Origin of the sequence: Chloracidobacterium sp. (assembly GCA_016715795.1) — a bacterium.
Taxonomy (GTDB): domain Bacteria; phylum Acidobacteriota; class Blastocatellia; order Pyrinomonadales; family Pyrinomonadaceae; genus OLB17.
The window spans coordinates 1,113,054-1,137,103 of sequence record JADJXP010000002.1 but is presented as its reverse complement, the minus strand read 5'-3'; the positions used below and the strand labels follow the sequence as shown (position 1 = coordinate 1,137,103).

The following is a 24,050-nucleotide window of genomic DNA, read 5'->3' as shown; positions in this document are numbered from 1 at the left end:
AATCGCCGGTTATTTCAAGGAGTTTGATGCTCGGGCCAAAGATTGGGTTGTTCCAGCGCTACTTGCAACGCAGAGACGCTACGATGCGAGAAAAGATCATCGGGAAGGATAGAGTTGATAGAGTATCAAATATACGACTACGCCGGTGACAGATACATACAGCCAGATCGGATAGACGAGCCGAGCGAGCTTCCGGTGAGCATCGAACCGGCCTCTTAAAGCTCGGTGGAGCGTCATGATAACAAATGGGGCGACAAGCGCGGCTAGTATCGTGTGTGACGTGAGTATCGTGAAATAGATCGGGCGGATAAGACCTTCACCGGTAAATTTCGTCGGGCCGAGACCAAAATAGTATGTTCTCAAAGTATGATGTGTTATGTAGCTAATAAGGAACAACGCCGAGATGCCGCTCGCCGCCAACATGCACAAGCGGTGCTGATGAATACGCCGCTTTAGGATAAATACAAAGCCCGTCAGTAGGAACAGCCCGCTAAGGCCGTTGAGCGAAGCGTTGATGTGTGGAAAGATATGGAGCAGGTCCATCACTTCCAGAATCCGAGCAAGATGAACAGCACGAGCCACAGCGCTCCGACTACGTGCCAGTACCAGCCGACGACCTGAGCTACTGAACGGCGCCTCAGGAGTTCGTCCTCGATCGATGTCGGATTCCAGACGCGAAGCAGTATCGAGCCGAGCGCCGCAACGCCGCCGATCACATGGACGGCGTGCACGGCCGTCAGGATATAGAAAAAGCCTGCATAAGGATTCCCCGAGATGTAGAGGCCGCGCCGCGTAAGTTCAATCCACGCCAGGATCTGTGACGAGATAAAGGCCGCGCCGAGGACCGTGGTCGCGATAAACCGGCGTTTAGCCGACGGCTGGTCGTTGCGTTCCGTCGCGAGCTTTCCGAAGTGATAGGTAATGCTGCTTGCAATAATTATTACCGTGCTAAGCCACACCTGGATTGGCAGGTCGAATGGGTGCCATTCGGCGACGTTATTCGTGGCAATCACCACATAGGCCGCTATCAAGCCGCCAAAGGTCATCACGACGACGAGCAGCAGAAAGCCCGTAAAGATACGCGATTTTTCGGGAGCAAAGCGATCTTCCGCGTCGCCGTCATCGGGCCGGTCGCCGCCCGGACCGTTCGGGCCGCGGCCTTTTCCGTTGCCGGGTTTGTTTGAGCCGCCGATACCTGAGGTCCGACGCTTTCCGGGTTCAACGATCTCTTCGACAATGTCGGCGGTCCCGATCTCCATCAGCGTTTGTCAGCGACCATCAGTATGAAGAGCAGAGGAAGGTAAATAACAGAAGCCAGCAGGAGGAACCTCGCTTGCGCGTTCGTCCGGGCGATGGCGGCCCGGATACTGATAACCAGGAACGCAACGCCGAGAGCGGCCGCTCCAATCAGAAATACCATTCCCGACACACCGAAAAAGAACGGAGCGAGGCTGACAGGCACAAGCATTATCGTGTAGAGGATTATCTGCCGCGCCGTGATGCGGCCGGCCGGTTCGACGACAGGCAGCATAAGGATGCCGGCCTTGGCGTACTCGTCGCGATACAGCCATGCGATAGCGAGAAAGTGTGGGAACTGCCATAAATACTGCATTGCAAACAGCGCCCATGCCATCATGCTGATCTCGCCGGTAGCAGCCGTCCAACCCATCAGAGGCGGCAAAGCACCGGGAATGGCACCTACGGCAGTCGAGATGCTAGTCCGGGTCTTTAGCGGCGTATAAACGAAAACGTATCCGACGATCACTGCCAGCCCGAGCAGCGCGGTAATCTCATTTACAGCCACAAGTAGGTAAATCTCCGCAAGCACACACTGCAGAATTCCGAATACCAATGCCTCCGCGGGCGTGATCGTTCTCGTCGGCAAAGGTCGCTCTGCAGTGCGTCGCATCAGCCCGTCCAGGTCACGCTCCCAATACTGGTTAAGCGTCGCAACGCCAAACGCCAGCAGCGCGATCGCGATCATCGAGTTGGCGAAAAGCACCCAATCGAAGGCTCCCAATGAACCGAGATAAAACCCTGCCGCCGACGTCAACACGAGCAAAAAGGCAATTCGAGGCTTTGTGAGTTCTATATAAGCCGCGATCCGGTCGCGCATGGTGGCCGCCTTTTGCTCGTCCAGATTGGCTGTAATACTGTCCATCTATGCTAGAAACCGTAACTGTCAGAATAGCGTCTATTTACTACATTGCAAAGCATCCTCGTATGACCATGGCAGCCGACCGCTATTTAGCAAATCTTATTTTTCCGTAAGTGACAAAGCAGAACCGCTAAGCTATTCTGAATGCGTAACATGTCCGCGTCTGAACAGACCATAGACCCTAAACCCGCTGCACGGCCAACAGCCCCTTTTTTGAATCGCGTTCTCGACTCAATAAGTTCGGTTCGAGTCGGTGTAGTCACCCTCTGTATCCTCGTTGTCCTTTCAATGGCGGGGATGATCATACTGCAGCAGAATGTGCAGGGATTTGATGCGTACTATGTCTCGCTGACGCCGGCCGAGAGGATGGTATTCGGTGCCCTTGGGCTATTCGATATCTACCACAGTTGGTATTTCAATTTTGCCCTTCTCTTCCTCTCGCTGAACATCATTCTCGCCTCGATCGACCGATTCCCTTCTGCGTGGAGCTATATTGCAAAACCAAAGGTCAAGGGCACCAAGGGCTGGCTGATGAATCGTAAAGAGCACGAAACGCTCGGCCTCAGGATGGACGTTGACGAGGCAATTCAAAAGGTCGAGGATCAGTTCAAGACCGCAGGGATGAAGACGACCGTCACTAACGAGGCCGATGCGGCATATGTCTTCGGCGAGAGCGGACGTATCAACCGGTTAGGTGCATACATTGTTCACGTGTTTCTTCTCGTACTGTTCCTTGGTCATTTCGTCGCCCTGACGACGGGCTTTGACGCCGACGTGAGGATGATCCCGGGATCCAAGACCGATCAGATCGAAATGATCCAATTCGACCTCGAGAAGAAGGAAAAGTTCAGCGTCAAGCTTCCCTTCACGATGGAGTGTACGGATATTCAGCAGAGGCTTATCGATGAGCGGGTCGGGATCGATGTGAATAACACGCTTGACTGGCGCACGCAGATGAAGATCAGCGATCCGGCGTATGGCGACTTTCTCGCCGATGTGAGCCTTAACGCACCGGTCACATATCGCGGATACCGCTTTTTTCAGGCACAAACGATCCCGATCGGGCACGCCCGCGTGATAACGCTCGAACTTACTCCGCAGAATGGCGGCGATGTTCAGCGAGTGACGATTGATCGAAATGGGAATTCGACGCTCGCTGACGGGACGACTGTCGAGTTCACCGATTTTATGCCTGATTTCACGATGGGCAGCGACGGCAATCCGGACACGCGAAGCGGTGATTATAACAATCCGGTCGCGATCCTGAATGTAACGCCGACCGGCGGCGAACGGACGCGCGTTTTCGCATTCAATCAGAAGCTGCCGGACAACGCTCCGGTAGCAGCGGCAAAGGCCGGTTACAAATGGCGGCTGACAGAGTTTGAAAAGTCGCCGATGGCCCACATTCTGTCGATCAAGTACGACCCCTACAACGCCTCATTCATAGCGTGGTATATTGGCGGATTTGGGCTGATCGGAGCACTCGGCTTCGTGTTCTTTTTTACGCACAAGCGTGTGTGGGCGAGGATCGAGAAGACGGACGACGACACCAGCGAGATCCTCCTCGCCGGCGAAGCGAACCGCAACCACTTTGGATTTACGGACAAGTTCAAGACGATCGTTGAGGGCATAAAGCCCCCTGACGAAGGCAGGTAGTTATGCAGGAACTGGACAGATTGGAAAACCGCGTGACCTTCAAATCGCTGCTGCCGGTGGTCCTCGTGATCGCCGGCTCGTTCGCAATGCTGGCAATGCGCGTCCAAATGGGCGACCGATTCATCTCGGACGGTGCCCTTATGATGATCGCGCTTGCCTGCTACATCCTCGCGGCCCTGTTCCAACTGACCAATCTCTATGCGCCATCGGCCATGGCTGAGAAGATAGGATACTTTGGCGCGGCGCTAGGCGTTTTTTTCAATTTCTCAAGCTGGCTTGTACGGTGGGACGCAGCTTACGACCATGAGATCGCGATCATGCGCGAAAGCGGCAACATGGCGAGTCCCTGGGTCTTTCGGTATATTCCGTTCGCAAATCTTTACGACCTGAGCCTGGCGTTTGCATTCGGAGCCGGCATTGCTACGCTTCTCTTCGCGCAGAGAAAGAGTTTTAGAATACTCAGTGCATTCACGTTGCCGTTGGCGGCCCTGATCCTCGTCCTTGCCCGTTTTATTGGAGGAGAATTCATCGACCTGCCGCCGGTTCTCGATTCATACTGGCGGCCGATACACGTTGGTGTTGCGAGTCTTAGCTACGGCGTTGCTCTGGTGTGTTTTGGCGTCGCCGTGATCTACCTGCTCAAGGACCGCGTCAAGGTCGAAGCCATGGCAATCTGGTCGAGTATCTTCGCTATCGCCGTGATCGGTACGGTGAGCAAGTTCTCTGTCTTTACGGAATTTGTCTATCGCGCCGGCCTCTTCGTGCCGAGCGAAGGAATGAAGAAGCCATTCTCGGCCCCGTTCCGGCTAGAGGTCCCAATGGCCGGGCCGGCGTTGGCCGTCGCAGGCATTTTGCTGGCTGCTGCGATCGTGGCATTCCTTCTTTACCTTTATCAGAACAATGCAAAGGCAAGGCCGATCGGCCACTGGCTGCTGCGGGCGGGCCTCGTCGCTCAGGCCGTCTCGTTGGCCATCCTCGTCGTCGGCATCCGTTCGAATGACAATGTCCCGGCCCGTCTGAAAGCTCAGTTGGCTGCAGACCCAAACCAGTATATCGTGGCCGGAATGGCGATGGCCGAAACGCAGAATCTCACGGTTCAGGAGCTTCAGCAGATGACGCCGACGCAGTACGAGCAGATGGCGCGCTCGTATATCCAGATGAGCGGCGACAAGATGTTCCTGAGCCTCAACACAAATCCGGTCGAGGTCGCGGCACTGATCACGGCGCTGGTTGCGACGCTCTTTGTGATCTTCTTCTCATTCCGCACCGAGAAGATCGTCGAACGCCTGCCAAGCCTCGATTCGCTTGACAGCCTGATGTACAAGACCGCGTGTCTCGCGTTCGCGGGCCTCGCTATGCTGCTGATCACCGGTGCGATCTGGGCAAACGAAAGTTGGGGACGGCCGTGGGGATTTGATTCAAAAGAGACCGGCGCTCTCGTCGCCTGGCTCACCTACGCTGCCTTTCTCCATACCCGAATCGCCCGCGGCTGGAAGGGCCGCAGCTCGGCATACTTTGCGATACTTGGGTTTTTGCTGGTCATATTTACTTATCTCGGCGTGAGCTATCTGCTAAAAGGACTGCACAGCTACGCGTAGCCCAAGAAGCAGTGATTCCCTCATCCCCATGAGGCTGAAGAGCGACCGGCCATCGGTGGGGGAACCGCGGATGGGGACAAGAGTGTCCCCGCTCCGATACTACTGCATCGTCACCTTCGCAACATCCAGGATAGCGTAACGCGTCACTGAACCATCCTTACCAACGACAGTCAGGACTCCTTTGTCGAAGCCGAAACGCTGCACGCCGGTCATTGGAAGCCACTGAACAGTGCCGTCCTTAAGCTCTATAACGAGCCGGACATTGGCCAGCGGGTCTGGCTTTGACTCGGGCGGCGGCCTGACAGCGGTCGAGGCTTCGACCGACGTCTTCGGCTTCTTTGCTGGCTTTTCAGTTTTTCCGGTCTTACCGGCGGTTGACGTGGGCGGATTTGTATTGGCCGGCGGAGCGGGTCTCTTTTTGGGCAGTGTTTTTGCTGTCGGCAGCGGTTTGACCGCTTCCGTTACGACGACGACCGGCGGCTTGGCCAGAGGTTCAGCTTTCTTTAGGGGTTCATTTGTCGCGGTCTTGCCCGCCGCCGACGCTGCGGGTGTTGCCTTTTTGGCGGACGATTCGGGTTTCGGCTTAGGGGCTTTTGTCGTGGGCGACGGGCCGTCCGATGTTGCTGGCGGTTCTGCCTTGGCGACCGGATCGATCTTTCTGGGTGATTCGGGTTTCGCGATGACAGCGACGATCGTTCCGACGGAGTTTACCTTGATGCCGGGCTCGTTCGGGTCCTGACGGGCGAGCGTCGGGCCGTCGTCCGCGGCCTTCTCGGTCGAAGCAAGGAAGCTGCCGCCGAGCTTTATGCGGAATGTAGCGGAATCATCGTTTGGCGTGCGGCCCTCGACGCGGAGTATCAGCTTTTCCGGCTTTCTGAGATAGATCAAGCGTCCCGTCTCGCTTTCCGACGAGTCAGCAAAGACTACCATCTTTGTCATTGGCCGCAGGCCGTCCGCAATGAAAACATCCACGTCGCCCGCGAAGTTCTTCGTGACCAGATTTATGAAGATGTCACCCTGGCCGCCGTCGAATGTGTAGTAGTAAGATGTCAGTCGAGAGTCGCCGATGTCGCGTGCGGCGATAATGCCCGTGATCTCGTTGATCACGACCGGCGTAGGAAAGTTTACATCTCGCGATTGCGCCGCGGCTGAAAGGCAGGCAGCTACTAGAAAAATGGCCGCAAGGGCAAAAGGGCTGGAACTCGTTCGATTCACTTACGCAATGACTTTCCTAAGGTGGACGAGCCGCGAGGTCTCATGATATCCGAGGCTGAGATGCGCCCGGAGGCTCACTTCGTTGTCGATCTCGGCATCTGAGGCCATCTCGGTCGAGCCATGCGCCCGCGCCCACTCCTCAGCATAAGCGACCAATTGTCGCCCGACACCTGAATGGCGGTAGGCCTCCTCGACGTACCAGCCTTCAAGATAGCCGACGTTCTCTGTCTCACAGTCCTCAACGTGCGAACGAATGCTCGCCTCGAGAAAGCCCGCGAGCCGCCCGCCGCCGACATCGGCCACCGCCACAAACTGTGTTTCAGAGTGTTCGATGATATCGAACATTTCTTCCTTGTGGTCGTCCTCGGTCGATTCGTCCCAGAGCAGCTGCCTGAGCCTAAGCCACTCTCCGAGGTCACCCTCGTCGAGCGGCCTGATCATGACATCGCTGATCGCCATTATCGTCAGATAATAACAGGGATGCGGCCGCAGGACAATGCATTCATGAAAACAAAGGGCCGGACATTCGTCCGGCCCTTGAGCTTAAGTTCTAAGCCGGCCTAGCCGGCTTTGGCCCCAACAGCCTTGTCTTGAAGGAGTTCGAGCGCTTTCTTGAGCTGCAGGTCCTCTACTGCTTTTGGCGCCGGTCTCGGTTGCGGAGTGGCTTGTGGCTGCGGCTCGCGCTCATTCTGCTCGTCTATCATGGTCTCTACCGCGATCGGCTCCGGAGTGTCAGGACGCTTTACCTCGACAGACGGTTTGACACCGGTCGTGGCACGGTCTTCGCCAAGAAACGGCGTTCCCCCCGGCGATGCCCACTTGGCAACGGTCAAATAAAGCCCGTCGCCGCCGCGGAGCGTGAACAACTTCTGTTCGGTACCCGCCCCAAAGCTCTTTTCGCCCACGACCTCGCCCCGCTTGCGTTCGAGCACGGCGGAGGCGACCGCCTCAGCCGCACCCGCCGTGCCGCTATCGATCAACACTACCAGCGAACCGTCGAAGATCGCCTTTGCCGGGTCGGCCGTGTAGGTATTCAGGACCTTATTGTCGCGGCCGATCACTTTGGCGAGTTCACCTTCGCGGATGAACAAGTTGCCCACAGCGACGCCTTCAGTCAGCTTCCCTGCGGCGACGCCGCGGAGGTCAAGGATGATCTTCTGCACGCCCTGCCTGGTCAGGTTAGCCACTTGAGTGCGAATATCGTCCGCCTCACCATCCTCGAGGCTGTAGACCCTTACGACGCCAACTTTACCCGCCTCGGTGCGTACGTCGGCCGAAGGGACCTTGTAAGGGCCGCGCTCGACCTTGATCGTCTGCGGCTTCTCACGGGTGCGGAGGATGCGTAGGCTGACGCTGCTGCCTGCGTCACCATTTACGAGCAGCCGAGCGTCGTAGAGCGAGATGTCACGGGTCGCCTTGCCGTCGATATACTCAATTACGTCGCCGGCCTTGATACCGGCCTTCTCCGCCGGCCCGCCCTTGATCACGGAGATGACGTAAAGATAACCGCTGATCTGCGAGAATTCTGCCCCGATACCGGCCTTACCCGACAGAGAGCCGTTCTGAAATGTTTTTACCTGTTCGGCCGTGAGAAATGACGAATACGGATCGAGGCCGCCGGCCAACCCCCGGAGGGCACCAAGGCGGACCTTTTCCATATCAGGTTCATCAACATAATCATTCTTGATATGGCTGAGGACGGACTCAACGATCCGTAGTTGGGCGTTTGGGTCGTTGACGGTTTGCTGGGCCGATGTTGTGAGCAGGCTGCCGACGAAAGGCAGTCCACCAATGACCGCATAGATCGCGATCAGGCCGGAGATAGCAAGAACCCAGAGTTTACCGCGAAATGACATAAAAAACCTCGTATGATACTACTGACCGTGGATACCACGAACGGCGACGTCCGTTTGTTTGCCCTCGGCAGAAACTAGATTATCGCGTAACGACACGATCGGGTGCAAGAAAAAGAAATAGCTAATCACGGGGACGTTGCAGATGTTTCTCGCCTTCCCGCCACCGGACGGATAATCGGGATCGACCCGGGCACGAAGCGGTTCGGCATGGCTGTTTGCGATGAGATTCGCGTTACCGCTCGGCCGCTTGACGCAATCGAGCGAACCAGTTGGAAAAAACTCCTCTCAAATATCAAGAATTCGGTCGCGGAGTTTGATGCGGTCGCGGTGGTCGTTGGTTTGCCGCTCGGATCGGACGGCAGCGAAAGCATCATGTCTGTCGAGGCCCGCGACATTGCCCGCAAACTGCATCTCTCGCTCGACGTGCCCGTTTTCCTCCAGGATGAGCGTGTGACCACCTACGAGGCACGTCGCCGGATCTGGGCACGAGGTGAAACCGTGGACGCCGTGGATAGCGAGGCTGCCGCGGTCATACTTGGCGATTTCCTAGACAGAATGCGGCTCTAGTCCTTTGGCTTGAGCGTCACGAAGCCGACGCGTGCCTTTTCAACTGCCGCCGTCGAAAAAGGAAAGATCGTGGGCGTACCGGTTCGCCATGCATCAAACTGGTCCCTAAAGAACAATGACGTCGGATCGCCGCTCTCGCCCAACGGAATAACAAAGCGTGTCGCGTCCCAATTGCCCGGACTCACAATGTGCCGCATCGACACAGAAGAGCCTACGTTCGGAGTCTGTCCGCTGCCGTCTATCGGCACCGACGGGCCCGCGAACTGCATCCCGATGAGCGGGACCTGAGCCAGCGGATGCGGAAATCTTGACTGCCACACGCGTCCCCACGTCCATTGGGCCGGGTCCATGCCAAATCTTTTTGGGTCCGAAAGGCTCGCACGCACGGTCGAGTCGCATGACCTAAAAAGGGCAGGATAGCTTCCCACGCCCGATGGCAGCCATCGTCGCAGGCCTTCACGCACGGCACGATCGAGGACGCGCTCCCGGATCAGATAGGCGGGAACGGATTTGTTCTCCGCCGCGATCCTGTCAGCGGCACACAAACGGATCTCATTCGCCAACAACGCACCCCGCGAGTCCGCCTTCATCCTTCCGTCCCATGTTCTGAGCACTGCCAGCGTTTCTGCCGAGGCCGCATTTTGCGACACGATCGCCTTAGCCAGGTTATTCAGCGGGATATTGAGCGTGTCATGCTGCACATCGCGGACGAGATCAAAGGTCGCCCTCTTAATCGACGAAAGCTCGTCGAAGATCCTTCGGGCCCGCCAGGGCGAGGCTGCATCACGCGACATCTGGGTATATTTGTAGGCAGTGCCCACAATGCGCTGGTTAGCGGTAACAATAAGGCCGCTTGAGGGATTGTATAGATTTGGCAGCTCCTCAAACGGAATAGATCCTACCCAATCACCATCGGTCGTCGCACCGTCATAGGGCAGAGCTCCGTCACCTTTGCGTCGGATCGGGATCTTGCTCGCCGCGTACCAGCCGATGTTGCCTTTCGTGTCGGCATAAACGAAATTCTGTGCGGCCCCGCCGTAGGTCCTCAGGCCCGCAATAAATTCATTCCAGTTCCTGGCCTTGTTTGCACGGAAGAACACCTCAAACTCATTCGTATGCGGATCAAACGCCGTCCATTTCAACGCATACCGCTTGCCGCCTTCTTCGAGGATGATCGGGCCGTTGCGAGTCTCCGTCACGTCGTATGCCACCGATTCTGTGTCAGGTGACATCAAATTCTTCCGCACCTTGATCGTCTCCGTCCTGACAACCGCGCTTTCCCAACCGGCGGGCGTCCTATATTTGCCATCCGCGCCGAAGGTCTCGATATACAGGTCCTGCACGTCAGGCCCGACGTTTGTGGCTCCCCACGCGATATGTTCATTGTGGCCAAGGACGACTCCCGGCACGCCCGGCAGCGTGACGCCAGCGACTCGCATTGTTGGCGTGGAAAGATGGATGAGGTACCAAATGCCCGGCGCTGCCGGCGCGAGATGCGGATCATTCGCGAGGATGGGCCTTCCGTCTGCCGTCCGCTTGCCCGAAATAACCCAATTGTTGCTTGCGGCCAGTTCCTCCGCGTAGAGGCCGACCATCTCCAGCGAACGGCGTCGAACTTGCTCGTCTTGGCCAGCCATCGCTATCAACCCGTCGGAAATATGGCTCGCCGAACGTGCCGCACGGGCACGCGGGGCGGAGGCGTCCTTGCCAAACAGAACGACATCATATGGCGTCACTGGATCGGTGAGGTCTGCCAGCTTCTCCGGCGGCAGGCCTTGAACCGATGCCCGCAGGAGGTCGTTGCGCCAAGTCGAACTTAGAGAATCAGACATTATCTTGCCGATTACGATCGTATCTGCCGGTTTCCACTCGCGCGGAGAATATTGGAGCAGCCGGAATTCGACGGGCATTGTCTCAGGTGTCAGCGACGCGATATACGCATTAACCCCGGCTGAATAACTCTCGAGCGCAGCGATCAGGTCAGGCCCGAGAAATTTGAGGTTTTCTTCAGCAACCTTCGCAAAATTGAAGCGGCGCCAGCGTTTATCTTCTTCGAGCGTGAGCTTTCCAAAGAGTTCCGCCGTCTCGCCGCGGCCGACGCGACGCATAAGGTCCATCTGCCAAAGGCGGTCGCCCGCCATGACGTAGCCTTGGGCAAAATACAGGTCAGCGTCCGTCTTGGCCTCAATATACGGGATCGATCTGGCGTCTCGCCCTACCGTCACAGGGCCCGAAAGGCCGTCAACAGTGGTCGATGTCTGAGAATATAGAGTTCCTGCGAGTAGAAGTACGAGTGTGAGGATCGGAGTAAAGATGAATTTCATATGCTGAAGTGAGACACGAACGTTGGTTCTGTACTTGACGATACGTTAAACTCTTTCAAAGTTCTAGCCACAATTCGGAGGAGTCAATGAGATCATTCGCGTTCTGTTTTTCTTTAGTCGCAGGCCTCGTCTTTTCGATCGCCTGCAGCGGCCCGACGCCTGCACCAAACGCTGCCAAAACACCTGTCAATGTCGCTTCAGCCCCTTCGCCTCAACCATCAGTAGCCGACGGCAAGGAACTTTTCGCCATGCACTGCATGATCTGTCATAAGGAAACAGGCAAGGGTGGCAAAGTGACCGTCAAAGGCAAGAACCTCAAACCTGAGGATCTCACCTCTGCCAAAATGAAAGGCAAGACCGACGAGCAACTGGCCAACTACATCACTGACGGTGTGCCCGATGAAGGAATGCCCGCTTTCATTGACGAACTAACCGAAGCTCAGATCAAGCTCGTCGTCGGCCACGTCCGCACCTTGCAGGCAAAATAGACGAGCCTTGCAAAGCCCCGTTCGACCAAATAGAATCAATCCGAGCGTGCACCCTTAGCTCAGTTGAATAGAGCGTCTGACTTCGGATCAGAAGGTCGCAGGTTTGAGTCCTGCAGGGTGTACCATTCGCTTCGCTCAGATTTGAGATCTCACCGCCAGTCACGGACAATTCCTAGGGCCGCATCGATGTGTGGCTTCATATACTCATCCCTTTCAACAAAAGGTATGCGACTGCGTATAGCATCATAGATAGGCAGCGTGCCGCGACCGAGTGATCTGTCTTTTCCGATCTGCTTCTTGCGAAAGTCGATCCCTTGTGCCGCACACATAAGCTCGATAGCGAGGACGTGTTCGACATTATTGGCGACCTGCCGCAGCTTTACTGCAGCCGTAGCTCCCATCGACACGTGATCTTCGACATTTGCCGACGACGGGATCGTATCGACGCTCGCCGGATGAGCGAGCACCTTGTTCTCCGTACAAAGGGCGGCGGCAGTGTATTGCACGATCATAAATCCGGAGTTTAGCCCGCCGTGTTCAGTCAAAAATGCAGGCAGCACATGCGAGTTCGATGCCTCATCTGTAAGGCGCATTATTCGGCGTTCCGAAATGTTGCCCAACTCTGCCAAGGCGATCGCCAGATAATCGAATGCCAGAGCCAGCGGTTCGCCGTGGAAATTACCCCCGCTTACTACCTCGATATCGGCACCGTCCGCAAAGATCAACGGATTATCCGTAACGGCATTCAGCTCAAGGTTTAGCAGCCATTCGGTATATAGAACTGCATCGCGGCAGGCTCCATGGACCTGCGGCATGCACCGCAGCGTGTACGCGTCCTGAACATTTGTCGGGTCAAATTCGCGGACAAACTCGCTGCCGTCGAGTATTCTTCTTAAATTTGCCGCGCACTCTATCTGTCGCGGATGCGGGCGCAAGGCGTGGATGCGCTCGTCAAACGCAAGGATCGTCCCATTCAGCGCTTCAAGGCTCAGGCAGCCGCTGACGTCCGCAAGCTCGGCGAGCTTCCTGGCCTTCGCGGTTTCGAGAATGCCGATCGCGGTCATCACGGTCGTGCCATTCGTCAGGGCGAGGCCTTCTTTTGTGGCGAGCGTCACCGGCGACAGCCCTGCCTTGGACAGGGCCTCACCACCTGACATCGCCACGCCCTCAAACTCCGCCTCGCCCTCGCCGATCAGCACGCACGCAAAATGCGCCAACGGCGCGAGATCGCCGCTCGCACCGAGACTTCCCTTTTCGGGAATCACGGGATGAACGCCGCGATTCAGACATTCGAGGATCAGTTCAAGCGTCTCGAGCCTGATACCTGAGAATCCGCGGGCCAGCGTATTTGCCCGGATAAGCATGACCGAGCGCACTGTCGCCGTATCAAGCGGATCGCCGACGCCAACGGCATGGCTTACGACCACGTTGCGCTGGAGCTGCCCAACCTCTTCACGGCTGATGATCTTGTCCTTAAACGCGCCAAAGCCCGTCGTGATCCCATACGCGATCTCGCCGCGGTCAAGCAAAGTCTGCACCGCTGCCGCACAAGCGTTTACCTGTTGTTTTGCTTTTTCAGACAACGCAACACGCGGCTCACCCGGCTTACCGTAAGCGACCGACACGACTTGTTCAAATGTCAGGCTCTCGCCGTCGAGAACAATTTCGTTCATTCGTTTTTAAGTATAGGCCTCCAAGATACGTGAAAAGTAGTAAGTGAAAAATGAGATGTCCCTTTTCAAGTCTAACTTATCACTTTTCCCTTATTCCGGCGGAGTTATGCGTCCCGACTTCAGAACTGTCGCAACCAGATTACCGCCAAACTCGTAGGTGATCTGACGATAATCTCTACATTCACAGATCAGCAGGTCAGCCCGTTTGCCGACTCCGATCGAACCATGAGTCGCTCCCAAACCGATGGCGTGGGCGGCATTTATCGTCGCAGCATTCAGCGCCTCGCTCGGCAGCAGCTTTTGATAACGACAAGCTATCGCCATTGCCATTGGCATCGACGGGCATGGGGCCGAGCCGGGATTGTAGTCGGTCGTAATGGCTACCGCACAGCCGGCGTCGATCATCTTGCGCGCCGGTGCGAATTGCGGTTTTGCAGCGTTGAAGTTCTCGGTCGGGATCACGACGCCGACGGTCTCGCTCCCAGCAAGCCGCTCGATCTCGTCGCCTGAGATTGCATCGAGATGATCGACAGAGATCGCTCCAAGCTCAATGCCAAGCTCCGAGCCGCCGAGATTTATGAACTGATCGACGTGGGCTTTAGCGGTGAATCCGATACGTCTCGCAGATTCAAGCACTCGCCGCGATTGCTCCAGATCAAAAGCATTTCTCTCTGTGAAGACGTCGCAAAAGAATGGCCGTCTCTGCTTCGCAAAATGCGACTGCTCATACCATTTCCACGCCAGCGGCAGCATCTCGTCGCAGATCAGGGCGACGTAGGCGTCGGGATCGTTCTTGAACTCAGGTGCTATCGTGTGGGCCGCCAGGAACGTCGGCACGATGTCGATCGCGTGCGTGTTATCAAGGATCTCGATGACCGCGAGCATCTTTAGCTCGGTCTCGGTGTCGAGGCCGTAGCCGGTCTTGATCTCGCAAGTGGTCGTTCCGCAGACGAGCATCTTGTCGAGCCTTCGTGTTGCCGATTCAACAAGTTCCTCAACCGAAGCCGCACGCGTCGCCTTTACCGTCGACAGAATACCGCCGCCCGCCGCGAGTATCTCAAGATATTCGGCGCCTTTGATCTTTAGCTCAAACTCATTCAGCCGGTCACCGGCGTAGGCGATATGCGTGTGCGGATCAACAAAGCCCGGGCAAACAACTCGACCTCCGACGTCTATGACTTCATCCGACTCGTACTTCCCCAAAACATCGTCGGATGGCCCAACAGCCGCGAAAAGCCCTTCCGATATGGCGACCGCGCCGTTCTCGATTATGCCGACATCGCGCATCGCTTCGCCGCGTTTGGGCAGGCTCGCGGAGGCGCAGGTGACCAACTGCCCGATGTTCGAGATGATGAGGTCTGCTTTCACGGAATTTACGATCTGGATGGCACTCAAGAATGAAATACTATCACAACGCTCCCGGCAATTAGGCACCTCGAAAAATCAAATTCTGCCGTCATTTTTGTTATAATTCGCGGGCAAACACGCAATAGGAGAAATTAACCATGAGTCATCCCGACCCTTCACCCATCTGGCAGATAATGACCGGATTTCAGCAATCGGCCGCATACAAAACGGCCATTGAGCTGGAGATGTTCACAAAAATCGCTGAGGGCCACAAAACGGCCGCCGGAATTGCAGAAGCCTGCGGAGCGGCGGAACGCGGCATTCGCATTCTGGCCGACGTATTCACCGTCCACGGCTTTTTGACAAAGACTGGTAATGAGTATGGCCTCTCGGAGATGGCGGCTGTATTTCTGGATAGGAACCAGCAAACCTATTTGGGGTCGACGGTGGAATTCCTTATGTCAGAAGGCCAGGTTCGGGGCTACGACGACCTTACAAATGCGGTGCGGGCGGGTGGTTCCAGAATCCAGGGCGAAGCTTCGATGGATCCGGACAGCCCGATGTGGGTTACGTTTGCAAAAGCGATGATGCCGATGATGGTGCCGTCGGCGATGGCTATAGCCAGCAACCTCGGCTACAAACAGGACACGAAGCTGAAGGTTCTGGATATCGCCGCCGGCCACGGTATTTTCGGCATCACGATCGCGCAGCAGTTCCCGAATGCCGAAATCGTCGCAGTCGATTGGGCCAACGTTCTGACGGTGGCGACCCAGAATGCGAATCAAATGGGAGTTGGCGACCGGCATCACCTGATCGAAGGAAACGCGTTCGACGTGGATTTCGGCGACGGGTATGATGTGGTGCTCGTTACCAACTTTTTGCACCATTTTGATGCCGAAACCTGCACGGTCTTTATGAAGAAGGTGAATACCGCTTTGAGACCTGACGGCAAGGCGATCACTTTGGAATTTATCCCCAACGACGACCGCGTGTCGCCGCCTGCGGAAGCTCTCTTCTCGCTAGTCATGCTGGCCGCGACGCCAGCCGGTGACGCCTACACCTTCAAAGAGTTAACCATAATATTTGAAGACGCCGGATTCAGCAAAAACCTGCAAATCCCGCTGCCTCCGACTCCACAGCACCTGGTTATTTCAGAGAAATAGCACTAAAGGGCCTTTTTTGCGACTTTTTTATGAGCTTCATTGATCAGCATCGTCGCTGCTGATCCGTACCAGGGTGTTAATTCGGCAATCATCATTCCAGATTTGATTACAGGATCCGTATCCACGAACTTGCGAGCTTCCTCAACCGTCGTAGCATTTAAGATAAAGATGCCTCGATAACCGCGATCATTGGTGCTAAACGGGCCGGCCAGCGCAAGCTTGCCTTCGTTTGCGAGTCTGCCCATGTTTGCCATATGTCCCGCGAAGATCTCATCCCGCTGCTTTTTGTCCGTAATGGATGCGTCCTTGGGGCCGGTCTTCAATATGCAGAAGATATAGTTGCGCATCCCGTAATCGTCGGCACCGACCTTTTTCGCAAGCTCGGCGTCGAAAACGGATTGTGGGGTATCGACAACCTGAGCAGAGGAGACGCAAGAAAAAAGCAAGGTTAGCGATACCAATAGAATTGTTTTGCACATACGGGTTATTTTCTCTCCAACGCTGTGGTGAATCTTACGAATATTAGCACGCAATCTCATTGGAATGATTGGAAAAAAATTGACCTTTCAAGGATAATCACCATTGCCGCCACCTATCGTTTATGACAGTTCGAACTATTAAAGCGCCGGTTGGAACTCAACTCTCCTGCAAAAACTGGCTGATTGAAGCAGCCTACCGAATGATCCAGAATAATCTCAACTCCGAGGTTGCGTTCGATCCGGAGAATCTGATCGTTTATGGCGGACGCGGGCGGGCCGCGCGAAACTGGGAGAGCTATGACGCAATACTGCGAAGTTTGCGAGAGCTTGAACCTGACGAAACTCTGTTAATCCAATCCGGCAAGCCGGTTGGTGTGTTCAAGTCTCACACCGATGCACCGCGAGTTTTACTCGCGAACTCCAACATTGTTCCGCATTGGGCGACACAAGAGCAGTTTGATCAATACGAACGCGACGGACTGATGATGTACGGCCAAATGACGGCCGGTTCATGGATTTATATCGGCACACAAGGCATCTTGCAGGGAACTTACGAGACCTTTGGTTCACTTGCAAGGCAGCATGGCTGGGGTGATCTTGCGGGCAAACTTGTTCTCACCGCCGGACTAGGCGAGATGGGTGGAGCCCAGGCGCAGGCGATCACATTCAATGGCGGCGTCGGATTGCTCGTCGATGTCGATCCGTGGCGAATTGAGAGACGTTTGCAATTGAAGCAAGTCGATGTCGCGGCGAAAGATCTCGACGACGCAATTGCCCAGGCTCAAGCGGCGGTCGCCGCAAAAGAAGCAAAGTCCATTGCGCTCTGCGGCAATGCGGCAGAAGTGCATTGGCAACTGCTCGAACGCAGCATTTTGCCGGATGTCGTGACTGACCAGACCAGCGCACACGATGTTTTGATGGGCTACATCCCTGTTGGTTACTGCGTCGAGGAAGCAGCCGAATTTCGCAAAATGGATCAACGCGCGTATGAACAAGCTGCGATGGACTCAATGGCAAGACATGTCGAGGCGATGCTCGAATTTCAGAAGCGAGGATCGGTCGTATTCGATTACGGCAATAATTTAAGACAGCGTGCAAAAGACAACGGCGTTGCCAACGCATTTGATTATCCCGGCTTCGTGCCCGCATATATCCGACCTCTGTTTTGCCAAGGCAACGGGCCGTTTCGCTGGGTTGCTCTTTCAGGGGACAAAACTGATATCTACAAGACCGACGAAGCGATCATGAGCCTATTCCCGGAAAACGATCATCTCGCACGCTGGTTGACCATGGCGCAGGAGCAGGTCGAATTTCAGGGACTGCCCGCCCGGATCTGCTGGCTCGGCTACGGCGAGCGTGCGAAAGCCGGTTTGAAGCTAAATGAGATGGTTGCGAGCGGCGAGTTGAAAGCACCTATCGTCATCGGCCGCGATCATCTCGACTGCGGCTCGGTCGCTTCGCCCAACCGGGAGACCGAAGCGATGCTCGATGGCAGCGACGCCATAGCCGATTGGGTGTATCTCAACGCGATGATAAACGTCGCCGGCGGCGCGACATGGGTCTCGCTTCACCACGGCGGCGGCGTCGGCATCGGCTACAGCCTTCATGCAGGGCAAGTAATAGTTGCGGATGGCACTCCTGAGGCTGCGAAACGGATCGAACGAGTACTTACCACCGATCCCGGAATGGGGATCATCCGCCACGCTGACGCCGGCTACGAGGCGGCGATCGGGTTCGCCGACGCGAACAACGTGAGAATCCCGATGAGAAGGTGAGGTCGACGGACTCAGCAGGTTCTAGACGCAGTATTTTTCGGTGATCTGACGGAAATGATATCCCATAGCCGCGAGCGTCAGGCCGTGCGCGAAGTCGCGTGGGTAAAACCGGACCAGCTTGTAGAAATACTTCCAGAACTGAAGGCGGGCCTCATCGCGGATCCCAAGCGTCACGACGATCCGATAGAAGGCCTTTAGGTCCTGAATCAGAGATGATTGCCTCGGTTCGATGCGATTCTTGTGAAATCGCGAGAGACAGTCGAGAGCCCTTGCGTAATATTGCCGCGGGCCGTATATGTTCTTGAGGACCGACTGGAAGCCTTCGATCAATCTATCTCGGTTCATCTTTGGAACAAAATTCAAAGAACAGTCGGTATTGTTCCCGGAGTGGTAGCCATTAAGCCGGCCCTCTTTTTCCAGCCTGCGCCACAGCTGCGTATCGGGCAGGGCCGACAACAGGCCGACCATAGCCAGCGGGATCGCACTATCGCGAATGAAATCCATCTGCCGCTCGAAAATATCTTCGGGGTCGTTATCGAAACCCACTATAAAGCCGGCCATGACCTCCATTCCGTAGCTCTGGATCTTATGGATCGAATCTATTAAGGCACGCCGCGTATTTTGTCCCTTCTGAGCTTCTTTCAGGCTTTCTTCGACGGGTGTCTCGATCCCGACGAATACGCGCCGGAACCCGGCATCCTTCATTTGCTTGAGCAACGCATCGTCCTCCGCGAGGTTAACGCTTGCCTCTGTGATGAATGAGAATGGAAATCCATTCGTCCGTGACCAGTCGACCAGATCAGGCATGAAGAGCCGGACGTTCTTCCTGTTTCCAATGAAATTATCATCAACAATAAAGACCAGTCCGCGCCAGCCCCCATCGCGTAGAGCGTCAAGTTCAGCGAGCATCTGATGGTTGGTCTTGGTTCGTGGGACGCGGCCGTAGATCTCGATAATGTCGCAAAACTCGCAATTGAACGGGCAGCCCCGCGAATACTGCACGCTGAGCGCGCTGTATTTGCTCATATCGATGAGCCCAAAATCGGGCGGCGGCGTCGCGTGAAGTGACGGACGCTCGGCCGCCCTGTAAACTTTCTCGGGAATGCCAAGCTCAAGGTCGCGAATGAATTCGGGCAGGGTTTCTTCGGCCTCGCCGATGAAGATATGATCGGCATCCGGAAGGCTTTCAGAACTGGTCGACACGTAAGGACCGCCGACGACGATCCTTTTCCCAAGCGAACGGACACGCCCGGCAACCTTCTCAAGCGAGACGTTTTGCACGATCATTGCGCTTAGGAATACCATGTCGGCCCATTCGATATCGGCGTCGGTCAGTTCACCGACATTCATGTCAATGAGCCGCCTCTCCCATGCAGGCGGAAGCATCGACGAGACGGTCATCAAGCCAAGCGGCGGGAATGCTGCACGCTTTCCCTCGAATGCGAGAGCGTGCTTGAAACTCCAGTATGTGTCGGGAAATTCAGGATAGACGAGAAGGACCTTCATAGGCTCACGGTACTCCTATGCTCTCTTGGGCGCAATGCCTTTTGGAAAGTGTTACAAAACAAATACAGATGGCGACCGGCCAACTGGCTTAGGTTACCCGCCGGGCCTTGCTGGATTGTCCTTGATGTACTGCTCTAACTTCGCCTTGTCCGGATAGTCGGGCACCTTCGTCAAAAAGGCCCGATATTCGGCTGTCGCTAAGTGCTTCGCGCCGGCGAGGTCGTAGAGGCGTGCTTTTAGCAGATGGCATTCAGCCATGCCTTGCGGGTCGAGTTCGAGGGCCTTGTCCAGAGCGGCTAAGCCTAGTGTGCCTTGTTTGTTCTGCAGATATGCTTCGCCAAGCAGCCGATAAATGCGGGCTGAGCTCGGGTCGGTCTTGATCGCCTCCTGAAAGAGCACAATCGCCGCCGGATAGTATTTCTGAATCGCCGCCACGGTGCCGAGATTGACCAATGCCGGCGTGTAGTCGCCTCGGACCTCCAACGCGCGGCGAAATGCATTCTCGGCCTCCCTGAGCGCGCCACGCCCTAGATATAGCGAGCCAAGCTTGGACCAGGCAACAAAATCGTCACGATCAGTGCCGACGATTTCCTTAACCGCCGCGATCGCATCATCAATACGTCCCGCCGTCTCAGCCTCGGCCGCCGCGCGATAAAGCGGCACCGTGCGATCGTTTGGAGGCCGGTAGAACTTTGCCGAAATGACCGACGGCGGCAGTGCCTGGGCCTGGCGGACCTCAAGTTCAAAGTCCTCCCGATGATGTGCAGGGCCAACGGAAGAAACGACGCGACGGGCCGTTTCCGTTCCCTCGACCTCTACGATCAGCGTCCCGCCGAGCGAGCTTCGGCGAAAACAGTAGTTCCCTCGCCGATCGACGGCTATTCGTCGGTTGGCCTGCTGCGGATCGATAAAGTTGATCGTCACCGACGGAAACTTTGCATTCGGCTCGACTCCTTTCACAATGACGCGGCCGAAGACATACGGTGTCTTCAGAAGCTGAAAGTCGAGTGTGGGCGTGTATCCGAATTCCCTGCAGATGTCGTCAACCTGCGCCGTCGCCGCTGAACCGAGAAGGAATATGGCCGCGAACGTGAAGAATAGCTGACACCGCATAATTCCTATTTTCGCCAAAGGCTTTCGCGTGGTCAATGCGGTCAGCGGTAACGCGTCTTGTAATCATCGGCCATCGGACGGGCCTTGCCACATTCACCGCGTTGCGCCAAGACCGCGATCTCCAGGATCGACTGGAAGCGGCCAAGATTCTTCGACCGTTTGGCGGCGTCTCGTTCGGTTTGTGCCCAAGTATAGACGTCTCTACACGCGGATGGGTCAAACTGCACTTTAGGATTGCGCGCCTGCCCCAATGCGGCGTCGTAAACCTCCAGGCTATAGTAGCCGACTGCGATAACACCGCTCGCCGGCTCCTGCCCCCTGTAGATCAGCGCCAATGTCTTTATGCCGCCAAAGTACTCGACAAACTTGCCTTCCCTGGTCTTCCCTTTCTCCTCCGGCTCCTCCGGCAGCGAAAGCGAACGTATCATCGCAGAGCGCGTGACGGCCCTTGCGAACCGGCGTTCTATCCGATCGACAATGCCGTCGGAGCGATACTCGACAATTATCTTTCCGGATACGCCTGCGACGCTATATTCAAAGCTTCGCTGGTCGGTCGTCGCCACAGGCTGCCCCAGAACCTTCTCAGCCTTTTCGCGAGTGCTCAAGCCCGGCTGAATACCCATGTAGGTGCTATCGGCAAACACGGCCGTAAGCTGCGCGAGTATCACGACGGCAAGCATGGTCAGTCTATTAGCTGAACGTCCCATAAGAGGATCCCAAGAAAAGGCCAATAAGAGAATGCCGTCGCGGTGGTTACGACGGCATAAACCGAAAGCCTATTCTCGACCGTCACAAGGTCATTGCGTCGCGGCCCTCTTCTTCGGGCACCCGGCGACGCTTGCGTCCCAGAGGCCATACCACTTGTCATCCGTCCATTTCCCCTTCATCCCGATGCCAAGGGGGAATATCCTCGTTTCGGAGATACCATCGCATAGGTCCTTCTGCGCATCCGCGATGGTCAATCTCGGGGTCGACAAGCGCATTTTAGTAACTGGTGGTGCCTTGCATCCCCGAGGGCCGCCCCCGACAAAGTCGCAGCTCATCTTGCCAATGAAATCGTCTTCGCTCCCGACGAACAGCCCACCCGATGCGTTGGTGATCACGTACACGGCATACCGGGCCACCTTGACCTGGCCCGAATTCTTCTTGATATCGTCCGGGGCCTCATCGGTCGGCGTGTCATCACCCGCTGGTTTGACCGGTGGCTTTGGATTTTTCACCGTCGGCGGTTTTGGCTTATCCTCGAGCTCGTCATCAATGTCCTCGATATCGCCCAGTTCGTCCTGTTGCGTCCCTTTTTGCGGCTTTGTGGGCTTGTTCTGTTCGTCCTTGATCAAGTCCTCGAGCTCATCGTCGTCAGCATTGGCGGGCTTTTTTGTGACTGGCGGTTTGGGTTTGCCGTCATCAAGTTCGTCGTCTATCAGATCGTCGAGGTCACCGGGCTTGGCATTCGGGTTTGACCCGCCTTTCTGCGGCTTCGTCGGAGGTTTGTTCTGCTCTTCATCAACGATTGCGTCGAGTTCGGCATCGAGATCGTCCTGAGGCTTCCCCGGATCGGTCTTGCCCTTTTTCGGTGGCGCCGGCTTGGGCTTTGCGCTGCTAGATCCTTTCGTCGTGTTTCCTTGTGCATAGGCTGATGTGGTCCCGACACCGGTGAAGAGCACCGTAACGACGACAAAAACCACAACTTGAAATATCCTAATTCTGCTCATAACTCCTCCGTTCACTGCCTATTGGTCCGGCAGGACGCCTTGGCCCGGGCCGGTCGGCTGATTCATCGGCACGATCGTCGCAAGCCGCGTCTTCATCTTCTGAAAGTCCTTGCTGTCCAATTGCATCTCGCGATCGAGTGGAAAGCTCTCGAGATAGTCTGTCAAGTAGATCGCACGGTCCGGCACGGGCGGGTGTGTGCTCAAAAGCTTGATCGGCTGCTTGGGATTGGCCTTGTAGAGCTTGACAAAAAAGCTCGACATCGCCGTCGGGTTATACCCGGCGTTGAACAGGATGTGTGCCCCGTAAAAGTCCGCTTCTTTCTCCTCCGAGCGGCTGTAGGCTCGAGCCAGGAGGTCAACAACGAAATTCGATCCCAGCCCGGCCGCAAGCTGCGCCCAACCGCCCTGCGGTGCCACCGCCGCCACTATCGCGTTCGCAATGCTCTGATTTTTGTACTTGCTGAGCACAGCGCGGGCCTGATGGTGAGCATAGTTATGGGCGAGTTCGTGCGAGAGCACGCCCGCAAGTTCAGATTCGTTCTCGGCGAAATCAAGCAGTCCCGTATAAACGACTACGTGCCCCGGCGGCGTCACTGCGTTGACCTGCGGCGAGTTGACGATCGTCAGTTTATACTCGAACGGTGAACCGGGCGACTTATTCACCAAGCGGTCGACCAGTTTCTGGACATACTCCTTTACCTCGGGGTCCTCGACCTTCGGGGCCTGCGCGGCTATCGCGTTAAATCCCATACTCCCGAGGTTCATCTCCCATTCCTTGGTCACCGAAAAAACAGGCTCCGGCCGCCCGGTCTGCTGGTTGTAGCCCATTATCCTCGAGTCCTTCGACTGATAATAATCGGCGTGCCGATTCCAACTCACAAGGAACCTGTTCTGGCTGTCGGCTAATATCTTTCGAACGGATGCCGCGGTCTCGGCGGGCACGTCCATCGCAAGGAACTTGTTGAGCCACCGGATGCTCTCGCTATGCTCACCAGCGTTGTAGAGAGCATAACCCCGAAGGTAGGTCATGCGGAGATTGGAGGGAAACCGTTCCAAGCCCTCCTTGGCGGACTTTAGGCAGTCGTCATAATCCTTTGAGAATCCGAAATACGTTTGGTAGAAATATGTGCTTGTTAACAATTCTGCACATTTTTCGCACCACGCATCTTCCTTGATCGCTTTCTTGAGGATCTTCTCAGCCTCGTCAAGTCCCTTTTTTGCTGACTTCTTTGTGCGGTCGTCCTTTGACTTCAGGTAGTCCAAGCCATCCGTCCTGGCCTGCTGGATCAAGGCTTCAGCCTGCACAACGACGTCATCCCCGATCGAGCCGTCCACATCGGAAACAAATACGCCGAATAGGAAACAGACGGCAAGAAGACCCGTCGAAAGGCTCCTAATACGCATTGTAGCTACCTCCAAA

21 protein-coding genes and 1 tRNA gene are annotated in these 24,050 nt (G+C 55.9%); 7 read left to right on the top strand and 15 right to left on the bottom strand.

Going from position 1 to position 24,050, the window contains the following annotated elements; genetic code table 11:
* Positions 1 to 96: 96 nt before the first annotated feature.
* From IPM59_10165 to cyoE, 3 genes are read right to left on the bottom strand one after another with little or no spacing between them, the layout of a single operon-like run.
* Entirely contained in the window at positions 97 to 543 is a 447-nt protein-coding gene (locus IPM59_10165; protein ID MBK9215945.1) for a DUF420 domain-containing protein, read from the bottom strand.
* Positions 543 to 1,259 carry a heme-copper oxidase subunit III gene (locus tag IPM59_10160; GenBank protein MBK9215944.1) on the bottom strand — a complete coding sequence of 239 codons (717 nt, stop codon included), beginning with the start codon at positions 1,257 to 1,259 and terminating at the stop codon, positions 543 to 545. Before IPM59_10160 ends, IPM59_10165 begins: the two co-directional genes overlap by 1 nt.
* On the bottom strand, positions 1,259 to 2,161 hold the full coding sequence (gene cyoE, locus IPM59_10155) for a protoheme IX farnesyltransferase (GenBank protein ID MBK9215943.1): 903 nt from the start codon (positions 2,159 to 2,161) through the stop codon (positions 1,259 to 1,261). The genes IPM59_10160 and cyoE overlap by 1 nt, the downstream gene beginning before the upstream one ends.
* A gap of 210 nt (positions 2,162 to 2,371) precedes the next feature.
* Between cyoE and IPM59_10150 the strand changes: the two genes are divergently transcribed.
* Positions 2,372 to 3,814, top strand: a complete 1,443-nt coding sequence (locus IPM59_10150; GenBank protein MBK9215942.1) for a cytochrome c biogenesis protein ResB — start codon at positions 2,372 to 2,374, stop codon at positions 3,812 to 3,814.
* A gap of 2 nt (positions 3,815 to 3,816) precedes the next feature.
* Positions 3,817 to 5,412: a cytochrome c biogenesis protein CcsA gene (gene ccsA / locus IPM59_10145; protein ID MBK9215941.1), complete on the top strand. Its 1,596-nt coding sequence runs from the start codon at positions 3,817 to 3,819 to the stop codon at positions 5,410 to 5,412.
* A 99-nt stretch (positions 5,413 to 5,511) separates the two neighbouring features.
* Here the strand turns inward: ccsA and IPM59_10140 are convergent, their stop codons facing one another.
* From IPM59_10140 to IPM59_10130, 3 genes are all read right to left on the bottom strand, one after another.
* Positions 5,512 to 6,627 carry a hypothetical protein gene (locus IPM59_10140; GenBank protein ID MBK9215940.1) on the bottom strand — a complete coding sequence of 372 codons (1,116 nt, stop codon included), beginning with the start codon at positions 6,625 to 6,627 and terminating at the stop codon, positions 5,512 to 5,514.
* Entirely contained in the window at positions 6,628 to 7,086 is a 459-nt protein-coding gene (locus IPM59_10135) for a GNAT family N-acetyltransferase (GenBank protein ID MBK9215939.1), read from the bottom strand.
* A gap of 101 nt (positions 7,087 to 7,187) precedes the next feature.
* The gene (locus IPM59_10130; GenBank protein ID MBK9215938.1) at positions 7,188 to 8,483 is read right to left on the bottom strand and encodes a PDZ domain-containing protein; all 1,296 of its coding nucleotides are present in this window, start codon (positions 8,481 to 8,483) and stop codon (positions 7,188 to 7,190) included.
* A 207-nt stretch (positions 8,484 to 8,690) separates the two neighbouring features.
* Here IPM59_10130 and ruvX point away from each other — a divergent pair, with 207 nt between their 5' ends.
* Positions 8,691 to 9,050 carry a Holliday junction resolvase RuvX gene (ruvX, locus tag IPM59_10125; GenBank protein ID MBK9215937.1) on the top strand — a complete coding sequence of 120 codons (360 nt, stop codon included), beginning with the start codon at positions 8,691 to 8,693 and terminating at the stop codon, positions 9,048 to 9,050.
* On the opposite strand, the gene IPM59_10120 is transcribed toward ruvX, so the two are convergent.
* Positions 9,047 to 11,374 carry a penicillin acylase family protein gene (locus IPM59_10120; GenBank protein MBK9215936.1) on the bottom strand — a complete coding sequence of 776 codons (2,328 nt, stop codon included), beginning with the start codon at positions 11,372 to 11,374 and terminating at the stop codon, positions 9,047 to 9,049. The two genes, ruvX and IPM59_10120, sit on opposite strands and share 4 nt — an antisense overlap.
* Before the next feature lie 86 nt (positions 11,375 to 11,460).
* Between IPM59_10120 and IPM59_10115 the strand changes: the two genes are divergently transcribed.
* Positions 11,461 to 11,862, top strand: a complete 402-nt coding sequence (locus IPM59_10115; GenBank protein MBK9215935.1) for a cytochrome c — start codon at positions 11,461 to 11,463, stop codon at positions 11,860 to 11,862.
* A gap of 48 nt (positions 11,863 to 11,910) precedes the next feature.
* A tRNA-Arg gene (locus tag IPM59_10110) sits at positions 11,911 to 11,987 on the top strand.
* 24 nt (positions 11,988 to 12,011) lie between these two features.
* Here IPM59_10110 and hutH read toward each other — a convergent pair.
* The gene (gene hutH, locus IPM59_10105; GenBank protein MBK9215934.1) at positions 12,012 to 13,535 is read right to left on the bottom strand and encodes a histidine ammonia-lyase; all 1,524 of its coding nucleotides are present in this window, start codon (positions 13,533 to 13,535) and stop codon (positions 12,012 to 12,014) included.
* A gap of 90 nt (positions 13,536 to 13,625) precedes the next feature.
* The gene (locus IPM59_10100) at positions 13,626 to 14,903 is read right to left on the bottom strand and encodes an imidazolonepropionase (protein MBK9215933.1); all 1,278 of its coding nucleotides are present in this window, start codon (positions 14,901 to 14,903) and stop codon (positions 13,626 to 13,628) included.
* Positions 14,904 to 15,040: 137 nt separating this feature from the next.
* On the opposite strand from IPM59_10100, the gene IPM59_10095 reads away from it, so the two are divergent.
* The gene (locus IPM59_10095) at positions 15,041 to 16,045 is read left to right on the top strand and encodes a class I SAM-dependent methyltransferase (protein ID MBK9215932.1); all 1,005 of its coding nucleotides are present in this window, start codon (positions 15,041 to 15,043) and stop codon (positions 16,043 to 16,045) included.
* Positions 16,046 to 16,047: 2 nt separating this feature from the next.
* Here IPM59_10095 and IPM59_10090 read toward each other — a convergent pair whose 3' ends face one another.
* Positions 16,048 to 16,524, bottom strand: a complete 477-nt coding sequence (locus tag IPM59_10090; protein MBK9215931.1) for a hypothetical protein — start codon at positions 16,522 to 16,524, stop codon at positions 16,048 to 16,050.
* Between the two features lie 122 nt (positions 16,525 to 16,646).
* On the opposite strand from IPM59_10090, the gene hutU reads away from it, so the two are divergent.
* Positions 16,647 to 18,299: a urocanate hydratase gene (hutU, locus tag IPM59_10085; protein MBK9215930.1), complete on the top strand. Its 1,653-nt coding sequence runs from the start codon at positions 16,647 to 16,649 to the stop codon at positions 18,297 to 18,299.
* 21 nt (positions 18,300 to 18,320) lie between these two features.
* Here hutU and IPM59_10080 read toward each other — a convergent pair whose 3' ends face one another.
* The 5 genes from IPM59_10080 to IPM59_10060 form a co-directional block, all read right to left on the bottom strand.
* Entirely contained in the window at positions 18,321 to 19,805 is a 1,485-nt protein-coding gene (locus IPM59_10080; protein MBK9215929.1) for a B12-binding domain-containing radical SAM protein, read from the bottom strand.
* Between the two features lie 93 nt (positions 19,806 to 19,898).
* Positions 19,899 to 20,918 carry a tetratricopeptide repeat protein gene (locus IPM59_10075; protein ID MBK9215928.1) on the bottom strand — a complete coding sequence of 340 codons (1,020 nt, stop codon included), beginning with the start codon at positions 20,916 to 20,918 and terminating at the stop codon, positions 19,899 to 19,901.
* A 41-nt stretch (positions 20,919 to 20,959) separates the two neighbouring features.
* Entirely contained in the window at positions 20,960 to 21,625 is a 666-nt protein-coding gene (locus IPM59_10070) for a hypothetical protein (protein MBK9215927.1), read from the bottom strand.
* A 90-nt stretch (positions 21,626 to 21,715) separates the two neighbouring features.
* Positions 21,716 to 22,630 (bottom strand): hypothetical protein, encoded by a 915-nt coding sequence (locus tag IPM59_10065; protein MBK9215926.1) that lies wholly within the window; start codon positions 22,628 to 22,630, stop codon positions 21,716 to 21,718.
* Positions 22,631 to 22,648: 18 nt separating this feature from the next.
* Entirely contained in the window at positions 22,649 to 24,034 is a 1,386-nt protein-coding gene (locus IPM59_10060; GenBank protein MBK9215925.1) for a M48 family metalloprotease, read from the bottom strand.
* Positions 24,035 to 24,050 lie beyond the last annotated feature (16 nt).

Coding starts and splice junctions, on each gene's coding strand:
- IPM59_10165 (MBK9215945.1), bottom strand. CDS start 543: ATGGACCTGCTCCATATCTTTCCACACATCAACGCTTCGCTCAACGGC.
- IPM59_10160 (MBK9215944.1), bottom strand. CDS start 1,259: ATGGAGATCGGGACCGCCGACATTGTCGAAGAGATCGTTGAACCCGGA.
- cyoE (MBK9215943.1), bottom strand. CDS start 2,161: ATGGACAGTATTACAGCCAATCTGGACGAGCAAAAGGCGGCCACCATG.
- ccsA (MBK9215941.1), top strand. CDS start 3,817: ATGCAGGAACTGGACAGATTGGAAAACCGCGTGACCTTCAAATCGCTG.
- IPM59_10135 (MBK9215939.1), bottom strand. CDS start 7,086: ATGGCGATCAGCGATGTCATGATCAGGCCGCTCGACGAGGGTGACCTC.
- IPM59_10130 (MBK9215938.1), bottom strand. CDS start 8,483: ATGTCATTTCGCGGTAAACTCTGGGTTCTTGCTATCTCCGGCCTGATC.
- ruvX (MBK9215937.1), top strand. CDS start 8,691: ATGGCTGTTTGCGATGAGATTCGCGTTACCGCTCGGCCGCTTGACGCA.
- IPM59_10120 (MBK9215936.1), bottom strand. CDS start 11,374: ATGAAATTCATCTTTACTCCGATCCTCACACTCGTACTTCTACTCGCA.
- IPM59_10115 (MBK9215935.1), top strand. CDS start 11,461: ATGAGATCATTCGCGTTCTGTTTTTCTTTAGTCGCAGGCCTCGTCTTT.
- hutH (MBK9215934.1), bottom strand. CDS start 13,535: ATGAACGAAATTGTTCTCGACGGCGAGAGCCTGACATTTGAACAAGTC.
- IPM59_10095 (MBK9215932.1), top strand. CDS start 15,041: ATGAGTCATCCCGACCCTTCACCCATCTGGCAGATAATGACCGGATTT.
- IPM59_10090 (MBK9215931.1), bottom strand. CDS start 16,524: ATGTGCAAAACAATTCTATTGGTATCGCTAACCTTGCTTTTTTCTTGC.
- hutU (MBK9215930.1), top strand. CDS start 16,647: ATGACAGTTCGAACTATTAAAGCGCCGGTTGGAACTCAACTCTCCTGC.
- IPM59_10080 (MBK9215929.1), bottom strand. CDS start 19,805: ATGAAGGTCCTTCTCGTCTATCCTGAATTTCCCGACACATACTGGAGT.
- IPM59_10075 (MBK9215928.1), bottom strand. CDS start 20,918: ATGCGGTGTCAGCTATTCTTCACGTTCGCGGCCATATTCCTTCTCGGT.
- IPM59_10070 (MBK9215927.1), bottom strand. CDS start 21,625: ATGGGACGTTCAGCTAATAGACTGACCATGCTTGCCGTCGTGATACTC.
- IPM59_10065 (MBK9215926.1), bottom strand. CDS start 22,630: ATGAGCAGAATTAGGATATTTCAAGTTGTGGTTTTTGTCGTCGTTACG.
- IPM59_10060 (MBK9215925.1), bottom strand. CDS start 24,034: ATGCGTATTAGGAGCCTTTCGACGGGTCTTCTTGCCGTCTGTTTCCTA.